Origin of the sequence: Pseudomonas sp. CHM02, assembly GCF_000612585.1 — a bacterium.
In the GTDB taxonomy this organism is placed as follows: Bacteria; Pseudomonadota; Gammaproteobacteria; order Pseudomonadales; family Pseudomonadaceae; genus Aquipseudomonas.
Genome location: NZ_JFCA01000027.1, coordinates 1 through 19314, shown reverse-complemented (window position 1 = coordinate 19314; position 19314 = coordinate 1). Strand labels below are relative to the sequence as shown.

At 55.7% G+C, this 19314-nt stretch carries 13 protein-coding genes; 6 read left to right on the top strand and 7 right to left on the bottom strand.

What is annotated here, in order from left to right:
• The first annotated feature begins 396 nt into the window (after positions 1-396).
• The 5 genes from BM70_RS0116775 to BM70_RS0116760 are packed head-to-tail and all read left to right on the top strand — an operon-like array spanning position 397 to position 6247.
• The gene (locus BM70_RS0116775) at positions 397-1902 is read left to right on the top strand and encodes a DNA cytosine methyltransferase (protein WP_025857083.1); all 1506 of its coding nucleotides are present in this window, start codon (positions 397-399) and stop codon (positions 1900-1902) included.
• Positions 1868-3547 (top strand): McrB family protein, encoded by a 1680-nt coding sequence (locus BM70_RS0116770; RefSeq protein ID WP_025857082.1) that lies wholly within the window; start codon positions 1868-1870, stop codon positions 3545-3547. The genes BM70_RS0116775 and BM70_RS0116770 overlap by 35 nt, the downstream gene beginning before the upstream one ends.
• 60 nt (positions 3548-3607) lie before the next feature.
• Positions 3608-5209, top strand: a complete 1602-nt coding sequence (locus tag BM70_RS0116765; RefSeq protein WP_218187294.1) for a DUF2357 domain-containing protein — start codon at positions 3608-3610, stop codon at positions 5207-5209.
• The gene (locus BM70_RS32465) at positions 5209-5691 is read left to right on the top strand and encodes a very short patch repair endonuclease (RefSeq protein WP_081782083.1); all 483 of its coding nucleotides are present in this window, start codon (positions 5209-5211) and stop codon (positions 5689-5691) included. Before BM70_RS0116765 ends, BM70_RS32465 begins: the two co-directional genes overlap by 1 nt.
• Positions 5672-6247, top strand: coding sequence for a hypothetical protein (locus tag BM70_RS0116760; RefSeq protein WP_025857080.1), 576 nt, complete (start codon positions 5672-5674; stop codon positions 6245-6247). Before BM70_RS32465 ends, BM70_RS0116760 begins: the two co-directional genes overlap by 20 nt.
• A gap of 59 nt (positions 6248-6306) precedes the next feature.
• On the opposite strand, the gene BM70_RS0116755 is transcribed toward BM70_RS0116760, so the two are convergent.
• From BM70_RS0116755 to BM70_RS31920, 7 genes are all read right to left on the bottom strand, one after another.
• The gene (locus BM70_RS0116755) at positions 6307-7995 is read right to left on the bottom strand and encodes a nuclease-related domain-containing DEAD/DEAH box helicase (RefSeq protein ID WP_025857079.1); all 1689 of its coding nucleotides are present in this window, start codon (positions 7993-7995) and stop codon (positions 6307-6309) included.
• Entirely contained in the window at positions 7995-9848 is a 1854-nt protein-coding gene (drmB, locus tag BM70_RS0116750) for a DrmB family protein (protein WP_025857078.1), read from the bottom strand. The genes BM70_RS0116755 and drmB overlap by 1 nt, the downstream gene beginning before the upstream one ends.
• Positions 9838-13029, bottom strand: a complete 3192-nt coding sequence (locus BM70_RS0116745; protein ID WP_025857077.1) for a helicase-related protein — start codon at positions 13027-13029, stop codon at positions 9838-9840. Before BM70_RS0116745 ends, drmB begins: the two co-directional genes overlap by 11 nt.
• A 5-nt stretch (positions 13030-13034) precedes the next feature.
• The gene (locus BM70_RS0116740; RefSeq protein WP_025857076.1) at positions 13035-14909 is read right to left on the bottom strand and encodes a UvrD-helicase domain-containing protein; all 1875 of its coding nucleotides are present in this window, start codon (positions 14907-14909) and stop codon (positions 13035-13037) included.
• A gap of 406 nt (positions 14910-15315) precedes the next feature.
• On the bottom strand, positions 15316-16017 hold the full coding sequence (locus BM70_RS0116735; protein WP_025857075.1) for an inovirus Gp2 family protein: 702 nt from the start codon (positions 16015-16017) through the stop codon (positions 15316-15318).
• A 462-nt stretch (positions 16018-16479) separates the two neighbouring features.
• Positions 16480-16707, bottom strand: a complete 228-nt coding sequence (locus BM70_RS0116725; protein ID WP_025857074.1) for an AlpA family transcriptional regulator — start codon at positions 16705-16707, stop codon at positions 16480-16482.
• A gap of 61 nt (positions 16708-16768) precedes the next feature.
• Positions 16769-18076, bottom strand: coding sequence for a hypothetical protein (locus BM70_RS31920; RefSeq protein WP_025857073.1), 1308 nt, complete (start codon positions 18074-18076; stop codon positions 16769-16771).
• Positions 18077-18233: 157 nt separating this feature from the next.
• Between BM70_RS31920 and BM70_RS0116715 the strand changes: the two genes are divergently transcribed.
• Entirely contained in the window at positions 18234-19106 is an 873-nt protein-coding gene (locus tag BM70_RS0116715) for a hypothetical protein (protein WP_025857072.1), read from the top strand.
• Positions 19107-19314: the final 208 nt, after the last annotated feature.

The following is a 19314-nucleotide window of genomic DNA, read 5'->3' as shown; positions in this document are numbered from 1 at the left end:
TCATCGAGCCAAGCCAACAGCTCATCCAACGCAAAATTTTCCGTCAGTCTCACGGACGAGCAGGACTGTTTCGCCCATAGCGCGCCTTGATACTTACCGTCCCAACACAGCTGGGCAGGAAATTGGTGCAAGGGTACGCACTGTGGTGCACAATGGCACCACTATCACCACTGGTCTTCAGCTTATGGCCCGCCCCCCTATCGCTCCTGATCGTAAGACCGTCAGGACTTCAGTCATGTTGCCTGAGGACGTCCACTTCCAGGTACAAGCTCTGGCCGACGCGAATCACGTTTCGTCTGCCTGGGTCATACGCATGGCGGTGCAGCGCTTTCTGGACGAGCACCAGGGGCAGCTCCAACTGCCCCTTCGCATGTCTGCGCGACAAGGATCTGATTCATGAGTAAAGATGCCATTCTTCGTAAACTGGCGCGCCTCCAAACCTCCGCAAAGCCTCGCGTGCTGGATCTGTTCTCCGGCTGTGGCGGTATCTCACTTGGCTTCGAGTCTGCAGGCTTCGAGATGCGGGGCTCCGTTGAGTTCGATCCCGATGCGGCCAGATCGCACGGCCTAAATTTCCATGGTGGTGCTGAGGCCCACAGCCAGCCAATTGACATTACAAAGACCACGCCGGCTGATCTTTGCCGCCAGCTTGATCTGGGCAATGTTGCAGATGCCTTCGACATCGTAGTGGGGGGACCGCCTTGCCAAGCATTTGCTCGAGTGGGTAGATCCAAACTGCGCGAGATCGAGGAGCATCCCGAAGCGTTCATCCATGATCCACGGGCACAGCTCTATAAGAAGTATCTGGAGTATGTAGACGCGTTCCAGCCACTAGCCGTGCTTATGGAAAATGTACCCGACATTCTGAACCACGGCGGCCAGAACATTGCCGAAGAAACCTGTGAGGTCCTGGAAGCTAAAGGCTATGTCTGCGGCTACACCCTACTCAACTCAGCATTCTATGGCGTCCCTCAGATGCGCGAAAGGATGTTCCTGATTGCATACCGACGTGAGTTAGGGGCGAAGGTTTCATTCCCCTCTCCCAGCCACTGGCTGATACTGCCCCCCGGATATGAGGGATCTCGCTCCGTCGCTCTCAAGTCATTGCGCAATTTGGCCGATGAGGCTCACTCCTACATCGAACCGCCAGCTGCGACTCCAGACCTCCCACCCGCAGTAACGGCGGAGGAAGCACTAGACGACCTCCCAGCAATCAACGCTCGAGAGCTACTTGCTGCTGGGAAGATCGGCCGTGGCGCCCGCCGCTTCGACAACCCAGTCAGCTACAGCCGCAGGAAGCCTTCCGCTTATGCAGAACTGATGCGCACGTGGTCCGATCATGAGGCTCCCAAAGATGGGTTGACGGATCATGTCATCCGCTACCTACCACGGGATTACGAACTGTTTGCTCGCATGAACCCAGGTGATCAGTATCCTGAGGCATATGCGCATGCCACTGAAATGTTCCAGGAGCGCTTGGCCATTGCGCGTACCTACGGAGAAACGCTCGTTGACGGTTCGGTAGAGTACAAGGCACTGAAGGCCTCGATTGTGCCGCCATATGACGTAAGCAAGTTCCCAAATAAGTGGCGCAAAATGTGGCGAGACCAGCCTGCACGCACGCTCTTGGCCCATCTAGGCAAGGATGGCTATAGCCACATCCATTACGACAGCAAGCAGGCTCGAACCATTTCAGTTCGCGAAGCTGCACGCCTACAGTCTTTCCCGGACGGTTTCCGTTTCAGCGGCACAATGAACCCCGCTTTCAAGCAGATCGGTAATGCGGTGCCGCCTCTGATGGCCAGAGCACTAGCCACCCACATCAAACAGACCATCAAACAGGCAATCATGCAAAAGGATTCGGTAGATGAGCCTCGTCGAGCGGCAACGACAGTTTCTTGAAGCTGCGCAGCAGCACTTCGGCACATCAAAAGCAGTCCGCCCGCGAGAGCTGTTCGGGGTATCGAATAGCGCGAAAATTGTTGAGGGCGGCATCCAGCTTGGGGTAGTCAACCTAGATAACGTCAGAGAAGACGCCGAGGCTCTGATATTTGGATGCGTTCTCCGGTTCCCACCGGAGGATGAGGTCTACTTTGCTGTTCTGGTCCGCAAGGACAAAACAAGTTTCCTCGAGCGCTTGGCCGAAATGAAGCGTCTGGGCGCAGCTGCAAAGAGTGCAGGCGATGACTCGGAGTTTGCTCTGGAAGCGGCCGGAGATAGTGACGAGTTGCCGGAACCCCCTGGGACCACTATCAAGTACAGCGCCAGGAACAATCTGGTGCCTATCTATCTGGCAAGGGATGGGCGCCTGTGGTTGCGCAACGCCAAATTCTGGGACAGTTTGGCTTTCGACCTTTCACCTTTCGGGCCCTCCACGGAACCAGATGAGATCGTTGTTGCCCTGTATCCGCCGACGGCCTCCGCAAGGCGTAGCCTCCTTGCTCGCGAGTTCATCGGTTGGTTAGGCAGCCTGGTCGGTAGGGAAAAAATTCACGAACTCCCCGTTTGGGCAGATACAGCAACGCTCAGCCAAGACATGCGTCGCCTGCCGCCAACCATTCCGGTTGAAGAAATCGAGACGGCGATCAAGGCCCTGGGTGGCCACTATCCAAATGGAGAGGTCCGGCGGTTTCATGCCGCCCTAAACTTCCTGGACCACAAGCACTTCGTTATTCTCTCGGGACTTTCAGGTACAGGTAAGACGCAACTGGCGTTGAAATATGCACGCGCAGTTCACGGCCTAACTTCAAGTACAGCCACCGACCCACTACTTTTTGAGTGCCCAGTTCGCCCAGAATGGACAGACCCTACAGGACTGACGGGCTACTACGACGTACTGACGAACCGATACGTCGTACCGACCTTTCTGGAAGCAGTGCTGGTTGCAACGGCGCACCGGGACTCCCCGGTATTTGTAATACTAGATGAGATGAACCTTGCGCGGGTTGAGTACTATCTGTCTGACATATTGTCCGCCATTGAGACCCGAGGAGCACTGCAACTGCACTCCAACGGGGTACCGCTGGAGGGCACCACAGGCGCCAGCGTCCGTGCCGAAATTCCGCTGCCCTCTAACCTGTTCATCATCGGCACAATTAACGTCGATGAGACAACTAACCCTGTCAGCGACAAAGTACTTGATCGGGCATCGGTGATCGACATGTCAGCAGTGGACATATCGGGTTTCATGGCCTCATTGGCCGACCGTTGCCCTGAACTGCGGAATGCAAAGGATGCGTCCGAACCGAAACTGATAGAAGTCCACGGACTCTTGGAGCACTATGGCTTAGGGTTCGGTTACCGGGTAATTGAGGAGTTTGTGCGATATCACGCCTTCGACGCCAAGTACCTGCAGAATCCGACTGGCAGTGTCACGGACCAGTTACTGGTACAAAAGGTCCTGGTCAAGCTGCGTGGCTCAGAGCGCCAGCGCCCGCTGTTAAATGCTCTGGAAAAGGCTTGCGAGGGCCTTCCCCACGCACTGAAGTATGTCCGTAGACTATTGAGCGATCTGGATGAGTTCGGTTCCTTCCAGGCGATGCGCTGAGAAATGACAACTCTATATGTCCAGAGCGAGGACGGAGGACCTGCATGGCAGGTCTGGCCTTTGCAGGATGTAATCCCTAGCGGTTCGATCAGGGAAGCTTCTTCCTACCTATTTGAACTGCGCGACAGCGATGATGCAATTGCCGCCGATCTTCTGATCGACGATGTACCTATCGAGGCTTTGCGTTCGCGCCATACACGCGTAGCCCGCTGGCGCTGGACACCAGGCTTCCATGCCGGCTCGGTAGAAGTTGCGCTACATCTGCCCGGCACAGAAGTCCGCCGCTTCGAGATCACTACTGATCCGGATCTTCGCAAGCTCACCCGTAACGACTTTGACGCTATGGTTCGCGAGGTCTTGGAAGACACCTTCGCCCTCTTCTCGCTCAGTGCATTCCGTAAGAGCATTGCCCGCCAACGCGGCAGTAAACCACCACCGCTTGCCCGGCTGGAATTCCTGCGCTCGCGAGCCGAGGAGATTACGCAAACCATTAGCGCAATCAACCGTTCACCCAGGCACTTCCTGCGCGCTGAGCAGGTAACGGTGCCCTCTCACCGTGCCGTACGTGCCACAGGCCCAGAAATTATCAAATCGTTTCGGTCCGGACTTATCCGGACCGAAACCAGCCAGCCATCCCGATTGCCTGCAGCCCTCGGCGGGCGCCTGCCAGCACAGATTACAATACGACAACGTCGCAATAGCGTAGACATTCCGGAGCATCGGCAGATCAAGGCATGTCTTCGGTCGTGGGCAGCTTGGTTGTCAGGTGTCGCCGATGTACTTGCCAAGGTAGGCCGTACCGGAGATCCTGAGATACTCACTACAGCAGGTAATTGGGCTGTACGTGCTCGGCGCATTGCGCGCCAGTTCAACGATGCTTCAGGTTCAGGCTTTATGGTAGAGGTCACCGACAGCCCAGCGATGCTGCAGATGTCTTCGCTGTTTCGCAATGACCCCGTTTACCACCGCTTCTATCGACTATGGCAGGACATGAACCTGGGCCTTGCGGCTCTGTTCGGCGATTTCCTGCAGATGCCACTGGCCAGAACGTATGAGCTGTACGAACTATGGTGCTTCCTGCGTCTTCTTCGCGCGACCGTTCAAGAGTACGGTTCAACCGGCATAGACCTGAGCAATCTGTTCGTGACCGACGCGGCCGGCGGTGTGACTATTTCCGCAGGAGCGGTCATCGTGTCAGTCGGTCCTGACAAGATCTTGTGCTTCCAACGTCAATACCGTGAATACTGGATAGAACCAAGTGGCGAAGGCAGCTTCAGCCGGGTCATGGTGCCGGATGTGGTTCTGGCAGGTACCGGCTTCGGAAGTCCTAGGAGGCAGGTTATCGTCCTGGATGCAAAGTACCGCATTAATGACGGTCTGAATGACGCGCTGACTTCGATTCACACATATCGCGACGCTCTGGTACAAGAGGCCGAGAGCGGCGAGATTGAGGGAGTTGTTACAGCCGCCTATCTGTTAACACCACACGCTCCTGCCCTCAATTCTGACTTCAAGACTACCCCCGTACCGGGACGACTTTTCCATCCTCAGTACCGGGATAAGTTCCGCTTCGGTGCTATTACCCTACGCCCGGGGATGAGCAGCGAAGATCTCCGAGGCAGCCTGAAGGCGATTGTCGCAGACGCTATCGGAGAGCCCTGATGGTTGATGTCCTTACCCCGGAACAGCGCCACCTCAATATGAGCCGGATTCGTGGACGCGATACCAAACCAGAAATGCTTATCCGGCACGGGTTACATGCCCGAGGCTTTCGCTATCGACTGCAGGATCGAAAATTGCCTGGCCGCCCGGACCTTGTGTTCCCGCGCTATCACGCCGTGGTCTTCATCAACGGCTGCTTCTGGCACGGGCACGGCTGCCCAATGTTCAAACTTCCGGTAACTCGCCAGGAGTTCTGGGCCACAAAGATCGCGTCTAATCGTGCCCGGGATGAGAGAGCTACTACAGCTCTGCTTGAACTAGGATGGCGGGTGGCAAATGTTTGGGAGTGCAGTATCAGAGGTCCTGCCAAACTTACCGGCGATGAAGTTATTACAAGATGCCAGACATTCCTGCTATCAAAGGAACTTACGCTGATAGATATTTCCGGAGCTGCAAGAGCACATGAAGAAAATCAACAGTAAGCCCAGCGAAAACCCAATGGATCTGCCCCCCCTTGACGACCTCCAACTTCTGGCACTACATGCAGCAGTTGCCAGAGAGGCCAGGAATCGGGGCTTAAGCTTCAATGTCGGCGAAATCGGCGAGAAACTGGCAATTGCCGCCTTTAAAGAGCGCCCCGATCTACCTGTCCTGGCCCCATCCCCTCGAGGCACAAAAAACATAGATGCAATTTCTCGGGAAGGAAACCGATACTCGATCAAGACGCTGCAAAGAGCAAAAAAATCTGGGACGATTTACCCGGACCAGTCCAATAATGAACGTCAGCTTTTCGAGTTCATCCTCATCGTTCTGATCCATGAAGACTTCACATTAGAGCGCATCATCGAGCTCGACTGGCAACAATTCTGCGCAGTCCGTAGCTGGGATATCAGAATGAACGCTTGGTATGTAGCCCGCTCCAACCGCGTGCTAAGTGTTGGGCGCCAAATTTATCCCAGACCTGCAAGCCTAGCGACCCTGCCTTCGCCGGTCAGCCTTAGAGTAAAAAATCCAGACAACTCTACCGTGCCCCTCTGAGAACTTTATTCTAAAGCCTTCGACATTGGTACGTACGAAAGCCCATTGGGGGAGACACGTCAGTCGTCGCGTTTTTCCTTTCCTGAAAGCCAGCGTGCGTCATCTTCGGAACACACAATGCACAAGTAGGCCCGCGCTCTCGAGAACGCGACATAGGCAAGCTCGCGCCGCTCCATTTCGTCGCCGCTTACGATGAGAATTATTGCCGGCCGTTCCAGCCCCTTGAACCGTCGTACGGTATCTACGACTACGTCTTCGAGCACCATTGTTTCGGCGTCTGTAAGCGAAATATTCGTCCCGCTGCTTTTTTCGAGAAAGCTTGTCCTAGCGGTGGGCCCGTTGACAAGGATTGCTATGTCACCGGGTGCCACTTCCTCACTGTTGACGAGCCGTCGAAGCTCCCCGTATGCAGCTTCAACTTTCGAACCTGGATTATCCGCGTTGATCCAAGAGACCTCGAGACCGTCGGGCCCGTCGGCAATTATCTCGAGACCCGAATAATGCACCGAAGCGGCCTTGTGGATGTTCTTTGTGTTGCGGAGATTTCGGGAAAGCCGAACTGGAACCACGCTTAGATCATGAACGCCACTCCCGAGGCTGTCGTATACCCTCTGATTGCTATCCATGAAAACACGGAGGTGACCATTGCTGTTCAGGCAGCCATCGATCGCGATCCACCACTCGGCACGGAAGTCCTGGCCTTCATCGACAATAATCGTGTCCCACTTGAGCGAAGGCTTGATTTCCATCGCACTGTAGAGGGCATCAGGCAGCACGTTCTCGTAGAGCTCCTGTTCGCTGACGCCGGTAGGTGTCTGAACACTTGCCTGACTTGCCATGCGCCCGCACAGCATGTGAAAGCTGGCGACCGTGAGGTTCTCTACGGTTTTCAGTCTTCGCTCAAGGTCAATTCCCAACGGGCGACTATAACAAGTCAGGAGGGTCTTCCTGCCAGTGGCGGCGGACCGCAGTGCTTCCTCGATCGCCACCACAGTTTTGCCTGTGCCTGCACCACCCTGAATCAGGGCCCGCGGGATATCGGTGATGACATCAAGGATATGGTACTGGGAGGGCTCAAGGACACGGAACTCTCCTTCAGCTTCCGCAAGTGCGGCACCGATTCGGAAGCTCAGGGTGAAGGGGTGTGCCAGAAGTCTCTCCAGCGCCGCTATACCGTCACGACCAAGAGACTCACAGTTATCAGGTCGCTGCCCTTCCTTCAGCCGATCTGTGACCCACTCATGGAGACCGTGCTCAAGCTGATTTGAACAACAGAAAATGTAGGCCGGGCGATCAGCTCCGAGATTGCCACGAGGCGACCCAGCACTAGGGAATACAACCCCATGAGTGGCATGTATTACACGCTTTGGCCCCCTGAGTGATTCGTGGAGCCGTCTCAGAATTTCGTACTTTGCACTACGCGCCTGTGCCACCGGGTCCTTAATTTTGTGGACGAAGCCACCATGATCTGTACTGCGCCACTGAGCATCCATCGGGTCAAACGAAATTTCCCTCCCCCCTTTGACCTCTATCGCGAGGATGCCGTGTCGTGAATGTGCGATCAGGAAGTCGCATTCGCCGTCCTTTTCGTTTCCCAACCGGTCGGTGCCTAGCCAAGGGCTTGAGTAAAAAACATGAAAGGAATCGTCGAGAACCTCGGCTAGTCGGTTGTACACGCGAACTTCCGCTCGCCGCCTCGGATCATCCAGTACCGAGCGTGGTAATTTCCTTGGCCAGAGCACCGCCATCAGCCTCTCCTAAGCATGTTTTCGAAGTATCCGAGTCCCGAATTTGTCCCGTCACCGATCAAGAGGGCGCGATCAAGGAAACTGTTGAAAGCTTCGCATGATGTCTCTGGAGCAAGGCAGCAAGCGTGGCACACTGAGTGCGAGTAGCTATTGATCGCTCCCATCATGTCCGTAATGCAGAGTGGGTCGGATGAGCACCACTCAATCGCGTTGATCGCACGCTGCAAAATTCCCTCGATGCGCCCTGCTTTTCCTTGCCGTTCAAGTCCTCCAAGAGTTCCGTCCGAGTCTGGCGTCGCGGTATAAATCAGAAGCCCGGCCATCTGTTCATCGCCACTCCCGGCATAAATCCTCTCCTGTAGCGATGCGGAGGAGTATCCGCACTCCAGCGTCAACTGGCGCATTAGAGCGTGCGCGAGTGTGTGGCAGAGCATGTATCGCGGGGTAATCTCGCGAGGCGGATTTGCGTCGTCTCCGTACCGCTCCTTCCAGTTCGCTTGATGCTGAGCGTCGCACTCGGAGACGCGCGCAATTACATCAGATCGAATCTCCCACGCAGAAAGCCACCCCTCATTCAGCGCAAGGAAGATGCCTTCACCACGCACCTCAATCGCCGGTAGCCAATCAAGCGGTTCCTTGGAGAGCCGTGCCACCTCCGGCGAGTCCGGATCACCTGGCGGATTGATCCGGGTGAACCCTTTAATGGCACGAACCTCGCGGAGGCGCACAGCCCGTACCACTCGGGAGATCCATGCAGCTATTTCTGGGGATACGGTTTCTCTGCGGGTTTCGAAGTCGGGAGTCCGACTCCGACTAGGTTCGGCGACGAACTGCCGATACTCCGCCGGACGGAGGTCATCGGTTTGCAACTGTCCGTACGACACGAGGCGGTTCCGGATTGCCTCTGCCAGCTCCGCGGGCGACATCTTCAGTTCCCGCAGGATGCTCTCTAAATCACCCTTGGCAAGGAAGCCGATATACTCCTCAAGCCTCGACGGGTCGTCGAGATTCGTGAGGGAACTCCACCAGTCGCCCAGAACCTCCTGGATACGGTCGGACCAAGGCGGGATGCTGAGGGCTGACTCTGTCACCGCAAAGTACAGGTTGGATGCACCTCGCTGAACAGCATACTGCTCCTTTCCGCATATTTCGTCGCCGTCGCTCAGCCATGGTCGATGCCCCCGGCACTTCGGACCTCGCTCCCAGGTTTGTTTCGAGAAAACACCGTCCATCGACCGGCGCGCGCCACACTTTGGACAACTCAGCATGAGCCCCGCAAGGCCAGGGTTCTCCGCTCGAAGCATCAGACCGGGATGGCGATCCGGATTATCACGCTTCAAGGTCGGGCATTCCGGCTTGTGTCCCACCCACCAGTCCCAAGGAAACTCGTCTACGTGACCATGCTTACAGGCCATGACGAAGCGAACTGGGATGACGAAGACCTTGCTGCGTCCAGGAGACTTTTCGGTGCAAGTCGGACAGTAGCGATAGGCCTCGCCCGGATCGTTTGCCCATCGGCGTTCCGGCTTGATGAAATCGCAGCCTGGACATTGCAGCCATTTCGGGAAACGCACGGCGACGAGACGCCGGGAATCTGGTTCGTCATCTTTTCTCCGTTCGAGCGTGACAGGGGGAGACCTAAAGCCTTTAACGCCAAGCTTTTTCTGCAAGCGTGGCTCGCGGATCACCTGCGGGTGGGCCAAGCCAGCGGGGGGGAAGGAGCGGTCCCACTCCTCAAGCCCAGCAGCGATGCCCGAAACTGCTCCTCCACCGGCCCTGAAGTCCACAACCGAACCGGGGCCGAATGTAGAAACAACTGCGCTGCGCCGCAGATCCTGAAGTTCATTCTTCATGTATGTCATCCTTTGCCCTGAGGACAGGGGCCATCCTGAAAGGGGTCCCAGCTTCGACGGTCCGCATTGAATTGAGGGTCGGCCAAGCAGCTCCCGTTTCACGGTTGGCAGCCCGGCGAGCTGCGGCGCGCTCAGCACTCTGAAGAAGGGATCCTCCCCCCTTGTAATCACTCCAGTAGACCGCTGGGGATCTTGTTCTCCATGTATCAAGACGGGACTCCAGCTCTTCCCTAACGGCCGTCTCCTCGGGATCAATCCGCTTCGCACGCTCGACGATCAGGCCGATGAGGTCCATCGCCTCATCCTCTGCTTCATCATTCATGCGTGGAGAATCGAGCATATCGGCAACAAGATGACGTACCACAGCCACCAACGCAGCGTGCAGCGCCCTGTCGCGAGCCCGTGACGCGAATGGAGTGACGCTCGTTGCCTCCACATCCCTGTACAGGGTGCGATGCCAACTGCAGAACGTCTCGAAATGTGAACGGTCGCGTGCCTTAGCATTGTTGAGCACAGAGACCACAAGCCCGCTCACTTCTCCCCGGCCGACGCGGCTAGTGGCCTGGATGTATTCGGCGATGGTCTTGGGTTGTCCATTGACCAGCATCAGTCCTAGCCGGGAGATGTCCACTCCGACACTGACCATGTTCGTCGCTAGCACCGCATCGACTGCGCCGGGAAGCCCAACCTTGATGTCTAGAACCTCTAGCATCCCGCGGATTTCTTCCTGCGTTCTTCTGGAGGTCAGCTCCTCAACGTTACGAAGGGTTCTTTTTTCTTCGCGGCGTGCGCTAGCGTATAACGCGATACTGTCAGTAACGTCGTCCTGCATGAGGACGAGCGCACCACCAAGTTCACGAATCGAGTTGAAATACCCGACGAGCGTCCAGTAAGCATCTCGGCGAACATCATCGCTGAAAGCCGCGAAAGCAGTTTGCAACAGTGAGCCTGCGACGGCCTGCAGGGTGAACTTTGCCGATCGACCGGCCGTGGTGATGCCGAGATAACGCCTTCCCACCGCCTTTTGCCGCCGATCGCGAACAGCAAAACCGGAGTCATCATGATCGATTGCTGGCGGTGGAAACTGGAATGCTTCGCGATCGAACAGAGCCAGCACCTGCTCCGACGCTCTACGGATCGTTGCTGTAGAACCGATGACCTTTGCCCGATATCCGCGCACAGCGAACATCAGGTCGAATGCTGCCTCATACACTCCCGCGATAGTCCCGAGGGGACCTGAGATGAGATGCAACTCGTCCTGGATGATGAGATCAGGTGGAGATCCGTCTGTAACACCGAACAGTCTGTTGGTTCTCTTCTCGCGGACGATCTGCGCGAACTTGTCGGCGGTTCCAATCAACAACGTAGGCCGGTTGTCGTAGACATCATCATCCACTGTAAAGACGGGCAGAATCCCGCACATCTTGCACGAACTATTCGTGCATTCGACATCAACCGGTGAGGTTGCGTTCGCCATCGACCATGACAGCTTCTCGCCACATGCGGGGCAGCGAGAGAGCTGCTTCGGCGATGCCACCTCCGATGACCCTCGAAGAGAAGCAAATGCATCTGCACGCTTGTTGGGAGTTGCGTCTCCGCCGACCCATAGACCAATCGAGAATGGCACGTCACCTTGAAGCGGCAAGCCGTCAGGAACCGCCGCCCGGCCGGAGCGTATCGCCTCTAATGCCACGATCATGGCTGCCGACCGTGCGAACTGCTGCGTCGTCAGCAGGCGAAGCGTGTAGCGCATGAGGGCGCAGACACCTCCGTGGTCATTCGGATCATCGGAGAGGCGACGATACACAGCGATGCATGCGATCAGTGCGAGGTAGGCCTCGGTCTTGCCTCCGCCGGTGGGAAACCAAAGGAGATCCATGACTCCTCTGTGCTTGTGTTCGCGGATAACCGAGGATGGTGCACTGAGAAGCAGGAACCCCAGCTGGAACGGCCGCCACCGCAAAGGAGCGTGACGGCTCTTGGAACTATCCCACGAGTGCTGCAAGTGCATGGCAAGATTTGCCAGCTGAAATGCTCTCCGAAGCCGCGGATTAGCGCCGATATCGAGAACAGATGCCCGCATGCGCTCAAGCGCCTCCTCACATCGGGCAAGATGTGAGGAGGCGACGTACTTCAGCTCGGAGCTCACATCCATCACGTTGTCGAGTCGCTTACGCTGCACTAGTATCCAGCGCTCGTAGGTATCACAGAAGAGCTGTAGTCCCTGCTGGAGGCTCGTTGTGTCGGCGGAAGCCAGAGACTCGGCCGAAAGCGGATCGAAGGCTACGCGTTCCTTTCCAAGCTCCGAAAAGAAGACATGACCATTCGGATCAACACTCTCGACGATAGCTGACGGGAGCCAAGTCGTCCCTACCCATCGTGCACTAGGCCGAACGCCAGCTACATAGTCTGCGGATTCCCACTCGGCCGAGCAGACGTGCCCGACAGCGAACTCCGCCACGTTCCTGTACAGCAGTGCCCCGCTTTCCTCATCACTAATTGAGCCGGCCCCTCCCTCCCCCGCTTGAGGCAGCGACATCACGCGCCTAGGAGGCTTCGGCACCAAGAGAGTGCCCTCACAGGGCTCAATGCGAAGCTCCGTCTGGAAGAGCGATGCGGCCTCAATCTCGTTTCGGCCCTGCTCTGGCACGACCGAATTCACGAGCGTCAGAGTAGATAAGACCGCGTCCCCTGCATTGATGGATCGGACACTAAGTGAGACGTTGGGTAGTCCATCGCTGAGCGCTGCAAGCGCAATCAAGCGCGTTGGGCCGGCCGATAGATCAAGACCGGGAATCTCGACACTATGAGGCTGTCGAACCCAAACATCGACGTCGTTGAGCTTTTCGATCCGGTACGTAGCGAAACTACAGATGACCCGTGCTTGTGGTGTGCCGCTGGAAGCAACGCTGAACGATATGCCTGCCACGGACGGCTTCTGGAGCGACCCAGTTCTGACTACCTCGGCCTCACCGTCGCTCTCCTCGCCCGAACCGGCGCCCGCAGCCCCAAGTCGCTCGTCATCTTCCCCGAACATTGCCGTGCGCTGGGGCCAGAGGATGCCGGTGAGATAGACGTCGGATGGACGTGTCGTAAGTTCCTCACCTTCTGCGCGTGGCCCGACTAGGTCCTCGGCAAGCCTGCTGGCAACGATGTCTCTGTCCTGCGATTTGTCCTGCATGGGAGCTACCTCCGGCCATAAAAGTAGAAGGGAGGGAACGCCGCAATTCTCGGTGTCAGGACGAAACCGGAGGAGGCCCAAGGCTCATGCAGCGTCTCGAGATCATTGTCGTCGGGGCCCAGAACGATCGTTGCACACCCCTGACCTCTCACATGGTTCACGTAGCTCGGCGGCTTGTGGCTTTGCTTCTGGTTTCTGTTCGCGAGTATCTCCCAGAGGTCGTACGTGAGGTTGCGCGACAGCGCACCAACACAGAAACCCTCGCTACCGGTATGGATCCTGTAGCGCCAATCTAGGTCGGGATCGGCTTCCAACTTGTAGGTGGTGACAACATCGGCGACCTTGGTCAGAAAGGCTTGCCCTGCAGAGGCATCGGCTGCGCTGAACTCGCTGCAACCGACAAGACCACGCGCCGTGATGTCGCCGTCACGACCAATCTCGACCATCGTGGGTTGGCCACTTTTCGTCGAGCGATGGCCCCGTCCCGATCGCAAGGTTGACGCTCTGAGGGCGCTACACTCTCCGACGATGAGGGATGCGCGCGCGCGCGTGGCACCGACAAAAAGCACGCGCGTCTCTTCGATCTCATCCTCGATGCTCTGGAATTCTGCACCGTTCGGCAGCAGCAGAACGACGTTGCTCGCCTCTCGACCCTTGCTCGCGTGAATCGTCCCTACGATCGGCCCGTGAAGGCCGTACTCAGGGAGAGTCAGCTCGACAGGGGGCCGGGGCTGGCCCAGCCGACGTCTCAGTATCTGCATGTCGATGGAGCCATCCTGACGCCCTGCAATGCGCATGAGATGCTGCCAAGCTTCAACAGGCCCATACTGAGGCGCGGCCTTGCCCTCGATGCGCGAGGCCCACAGGTCAAGAAAACGCCGCTCTGCGAGGAATAGCTCAACGAAATCCGAGAAGCAGATCGCCAACCATGCCGGTAGTGTTCCGCCATACCCTGATAGTCGCAGCCGATGGGGGAGATTACAAAACTGCGACGCCATGAGCACTTCAGCACGAGTTCTGAATAACAGAAGATCGTCGCTGGTGAAGTCGGCGACCTTCATGTTCGTCCACTTTAGCCCGCTCTTGTCGGCCAACTCTCGGACTCTTTCCGCTGTCTCGGCGTGCAATCCGTCGCGGTGTTTTTGTTTGTCGAGGACATCCTGGCGCAATTCCGAGAAGATCTTCCGAAGTCCGGGAGAGGACGTACGATAAATTTCCTTCAGAATCAGTGTAGTGAAACCCCAAGCTTTCTCGGCTCGCAAACGGCCTAGCAACGGCTGAACGGGCTTGGAGCCAGCCGCCTTACGACGGTCGATGCTGTCGTCAGAGAAGCCATAGATTGCTTGGGCCTCGTCGGCGAAAACTGTGATACCACAGTCCGAACGCAGTTGCTTCACTAGAGCCCCGATCAGGTCCGCTCGCCGTCCAACTATGTCCTGCGCCTCGTCAATCACGACATGCTCTATTTGCGACAGCTCGTCAGCCACATCTAGGTCAGTCATCAAAAGCTCGATGACTCGATCTATGTTCTCTTCGTAGGATCCAGTCAGTCTGGCTTTCGGGTCATGTCCGGAGTGGATGGACCACGCATGCGAGTCAACGGTTGCAATCCGGATAGCAAAGGATGCATCGCCAACGTAAGAGTGCAGCCGCGCACGAATTTCCGCTACTGCGGTCCTCGTGAAGCTGATCATCCAAGTGTTGCTGGGCTCAAGATCTTCTTGAGTAATCAAATAGGCGAGGCGCGCGCAAGCGACAGCCGTCTTTCCGGTTCCGGGGCCCGCGTCGACGACAAGCCGGGCATCCATATCTCCCTCGATCACCCGGAGCTGATCTGCATCCCAGCCTGATTCCATAAGAGTATTTCCAGCAAAAATCATGGCTAAAGAGTTCCTTACTTCAGCTCGGGGATCACTACAGCTGCGAGGAGTTAGAGCTGTCTCTTACTTTCCACCAGCATTCGATCTTCTTGGCCCTCTCAGAGATCACTTCAGCCCGCAGAGGACCTGCGAGGCCCTACTTTATGGCATCTGCGCGCAAAAGGCTTTCATCACGAGCAGCCTTATGGATGGGGCTTTAGTGGAAATTCCCGCAGAAAGCAGATGGAGTGGTGGTTTGATGGTAGGCGGTTAATGATATGGTCACCCCCACACCCTGCGAGGGTTACGCTTTCGCAGGGTGTTTTATTTTGGAAACCATCATCTTAGGTGAAGATATTCCAGCTAATTCAATTCATACGAAGAATCTCAGCTCGGCGTGGTTGAAAGCTCTATGCAGAACCAAGCGTCATCCCTTGCTGGTGCCGAACCCGCGTTGCTGATCACCGTATGACTTCGTAGCTGCCTTACAGAGGTAGCTGGCACGATGGAATAGCATTGGTAACTTGTCAGCATCACCATGACTGACATTCCGGTCTATTCGGTATTCAGCATTCCCAGGGATATGGACCAACCCTATCACTTGGTCCACTGACAACCTCAGAGCACTGGCCCAGGCCTCTTCCATCCGGCTGATATTGTTGTCCCTCTCAGAACATAGGCGTCCCACTGTGTAGTAGGCATCACGGTTAAGCAGGATCAGCAGATGGTAGTGCGGTCGTTGCCCCTCTCCCAACTCCCTTGTCCAGACGTAGCGAACCTTGCAATCATGGGCGTAAGGATTCCGCTCACGTGCCTTATCTCGGTTGTGCTCGATCTTGGCGTTGAAGGAGGCGATGAACCTGCTGATGGTCTGATTCGTATAGGCATGGTCAGGGAGAATGATGCCCTGGGGTAACCTGAGATCCACCCTGAAGGCCAGCACCCTCGGATACTGAGCTAGTGCTTGGTCGATGGTGCGCTTAAGCCGGGAAAGGTACTCCCTGACGAAAGGTCCCTTGTCGACCATCAAAGGTAGAGTTTCAAAAGTACAGTCATGGTGCAGGTGGAGATTGGTATTGCTGGAATGACGAAGCGAATAGCGGCTGGTGTTGTCAGGATTACTAGTCATGGTTATGACGCCTCAGTTGGTGAGTTTCATAACCTGAGTTTGCTTTGTATTTTTTAACCGTTACCTCGTAACTGTCTGCTCCTCCCATGCAGGATACGCTGGTCGATGCTCCAATGAATCAGCCCACTAACCCTACGGGTAGTAAGTGCTAGTAAAAGCATACTACCCGCACCGCAAATGACGCTCTCGGACACACCGGGATTGAGGGAGGATTTTTCAAAGCTGCACCGTGAATTTCTTCAGGGCGTCTACTCCAGAGATAAACCATCGATCAGCTGCACTGACACAGCGAGAAACCTAACATCCTCTCTCCCGATGGGCCTAGCTAGGAGGAACAGCATTACCGAGCCTGCCGAGAGTGCCCCATTGGGATCCTGCGGGAGTTACGTGAGAATGTAGGGTTCCCCCAAGCGGCATAAACGCCATGACCAGCTACCAACCGGTCATGGCGCAGATGATTGATTAGCTGGCCATACTCAGGCGGCCGGGGCGGGCTGCAGCGCTCTCAGCCAAGTCACGCTCTTCGATTCTTCCCAAAATCCAGTCGTGCACCTCGCTTTCAACCCAACCGACACAACGGTCCCCCAATGAGACCGGCTTCGGGAAGGTGCCCTCCCCGATGTACTTGTAAATAGTCGACCTTGCCAGGCCGGTCGAATCGATGACTTCTTTCAGGCGGATGATCCTCATGAGCAGGCTCCTCTATTGGCTCAGAGGATCTGCAGAGGCGGTTAAAAATGACCTAACCAGCTCAACCCGACTTGGGATTAGTCTGCAAGCCAAACTGGTAGCGCTCTTCCTCAGCTAGCTGCGTCTCTCCATTGAATGGCTCACAGAAGCCTGACCGCGCATCCCTAATGACCAAGCAACTGGCCGTAGGTACCGGCCCCCGTCTCAGCAACAGCGTAGTGATCCGACTACCGTCGTCTCGATCAGGGGAAGGTATCACCTCCATTCGCGAATCCTTAAGGTCGCCCAATACCGTGCTCTCAAGTCGAGACTTGATCTTGGCGGCCCGCGCTACCACAAACCAATGAAAATGGTCGATGACCTCCAACCAATCGGCCTCCCCTATCGCCAAGCCCGTCGCGAAATCTCCTTGCGGTCGATTGAAGTCGGCCGAGATCATATTCTTCAGCGGCGCGAACTCCCACGAGCGTTCTGGCAAACGCAGCTCATTCCAATGGTGACTCAGCAGGTGCGACATATATCGAGCCAACTTTAGATAGAGCACTTCAAAAACAGGTTCTCTAAGCGCATGGAAGAAACGCAGCACAACAGCCGGAGCAGCGGCAGAAACAGTCTCCCGACGACCGACTCCATACTCCTGAAGCACGATGGACGCACAGTAGTCTTCCTCTAGCCTCAGTTGCGGGTGGTTCAAATTGAGAAAATAAGTTGTGCTGACCTTGACCTCCGCAAAAATCGAACTGGTTACCCCCGCAATCGAACTGCGAATGAACCCCAGATGAACCAGTCGTCGCAGCCTGGGTTTCAGCTTGGCCTCATCCAGGCCAGTGAGCTGCTTGAGCATAGGCATTCCAACCCTGCGAACAACTCCGAGGTCATCCGCATGACACATCAACACAGCCAGAAGCAATCGATTACTGACGCTGAGCCGGGTCGATTTTTTCCTGGCAGGTGGCTGCTTGTAACCAACTGCCTGCTCCGGCTCACCTACATCATCCTCCACAATGCTGTCCGACTCCTGGATATCCGAGCAGGACAGCAAGTGCCTGATGAGAGGCTCATGAGTTAGCGAGGCGATGGACTTTGACCTTCGCTCAACCTCTTGAAGCGAAGGTGCAATTTCATAGCTGCGCGTGGGCCGCCCCCGCCCTACTGAGACGTCTTTGACCACTAGGAACGCCTCGTCCCTCGCCAACTCAGGCACCACCTCCATCACCAGGCGCGAGGAGATCATCAGACGCCCCGCCAATTCCTTCACCGTAAGCAAAACCGCCCCTTCCCCACCAAAGCGCATCGCGAAAGCCGCAAGGAAAAACTTTGCACCCGGCCCAAGACCTGAGACCGGTTTTAGCAGTAAGTCAACGAACACAGCGCTAATCTCATTTAAATTTATATCGATAAATATACCCTGTTTTTATGAATATAGATTTTTAACGTGACTGTATAACGCTATTCGTAACCAATTGAACAATCCCAGGTTAAAAGGCTACGATTGAGCGAATCTCACAATCCTCAGAAGGCTAACCATGGGGCGTAAAAGGAAACCGGGCCTGGAGTGGCTTGATCCAGAAAATGAGGCCCAGCGGCAATGGGCCATGGATTACTTATGGACGAAGGGTTTCGAAATTTCCGATAAAGAGAATCGCGCCGGCTCCCCAACACATTTCGCGAGACATGCAGAAATGCTGGAGCTCGGTGCAAAGATTGAGCGTCGGAATGATGGACGCGAAGTCCTCCAGGACATGAAAGCTGCCTGGCGGCAAAAGAACGGGCGGGATTCCGCGAAAGACAAGAAGGTGTGCGCCTTCACTCTGAACACGTCAGCAAAAACCAACTTGCGTGAAATGGCCGAGAACCAGGGAAAGAGCGCCACAGCATTGCTGGAGAGCCTTATCACAAAGGCTTACAAAGCCCATATCCGTAAGCGACAAACGCAACAATCGAAGCTAGTCCAGCGAACAGCTCATAATTATTCATTCCAGGGACCGAACAATACTGGTGAAAGGGGTAACAGGGAGCTCCAAAAGACAGCCCTCCCCCCTGAGACAACTGTGGAAGAGGATGTAATCACTGTGCACGAAGATACCGAAGTGTATTCAGGTGCACCGAGGCCGTTACCGATTGCGGAAGCCTTCCAGGAACAGCAACGAACAGACACTCCTCTCCCCGAATCTCTCCATGGCAGGCAAGTGCCGGGCACGACCACAATTGCGGACGAGCTCCAGCCTGAGCAATCAGCTGCGGTGAATTTAAACCCGCAGCCGACTGACAATGCTCCTAGATGCGCTCAAGTCGACGCCCAACTAACCGCGATGAAAATAGGGCTTCAAAAGAAAAAACCGTTCACTATACCCAGAGATCTTTTGCTGAAACCGTGGGACGCAGATCTTAGCGATTGAAGCGCTCGCTTTGACTCAGCACATAGATTCTATGTATTCCAAAAAGTATTCCAACGAAAAAACAAACAGATATTTATCGTTTAAAATCAACAATATATATAATCAATTCAGATTACCCCGGCACATCCATAGACGCCCACGGACGTCCTTTTCGTGCCTGAAAATCAGTGACGCCCTCAAAAATACTCAGCCTCCAGAGATCTCTAAG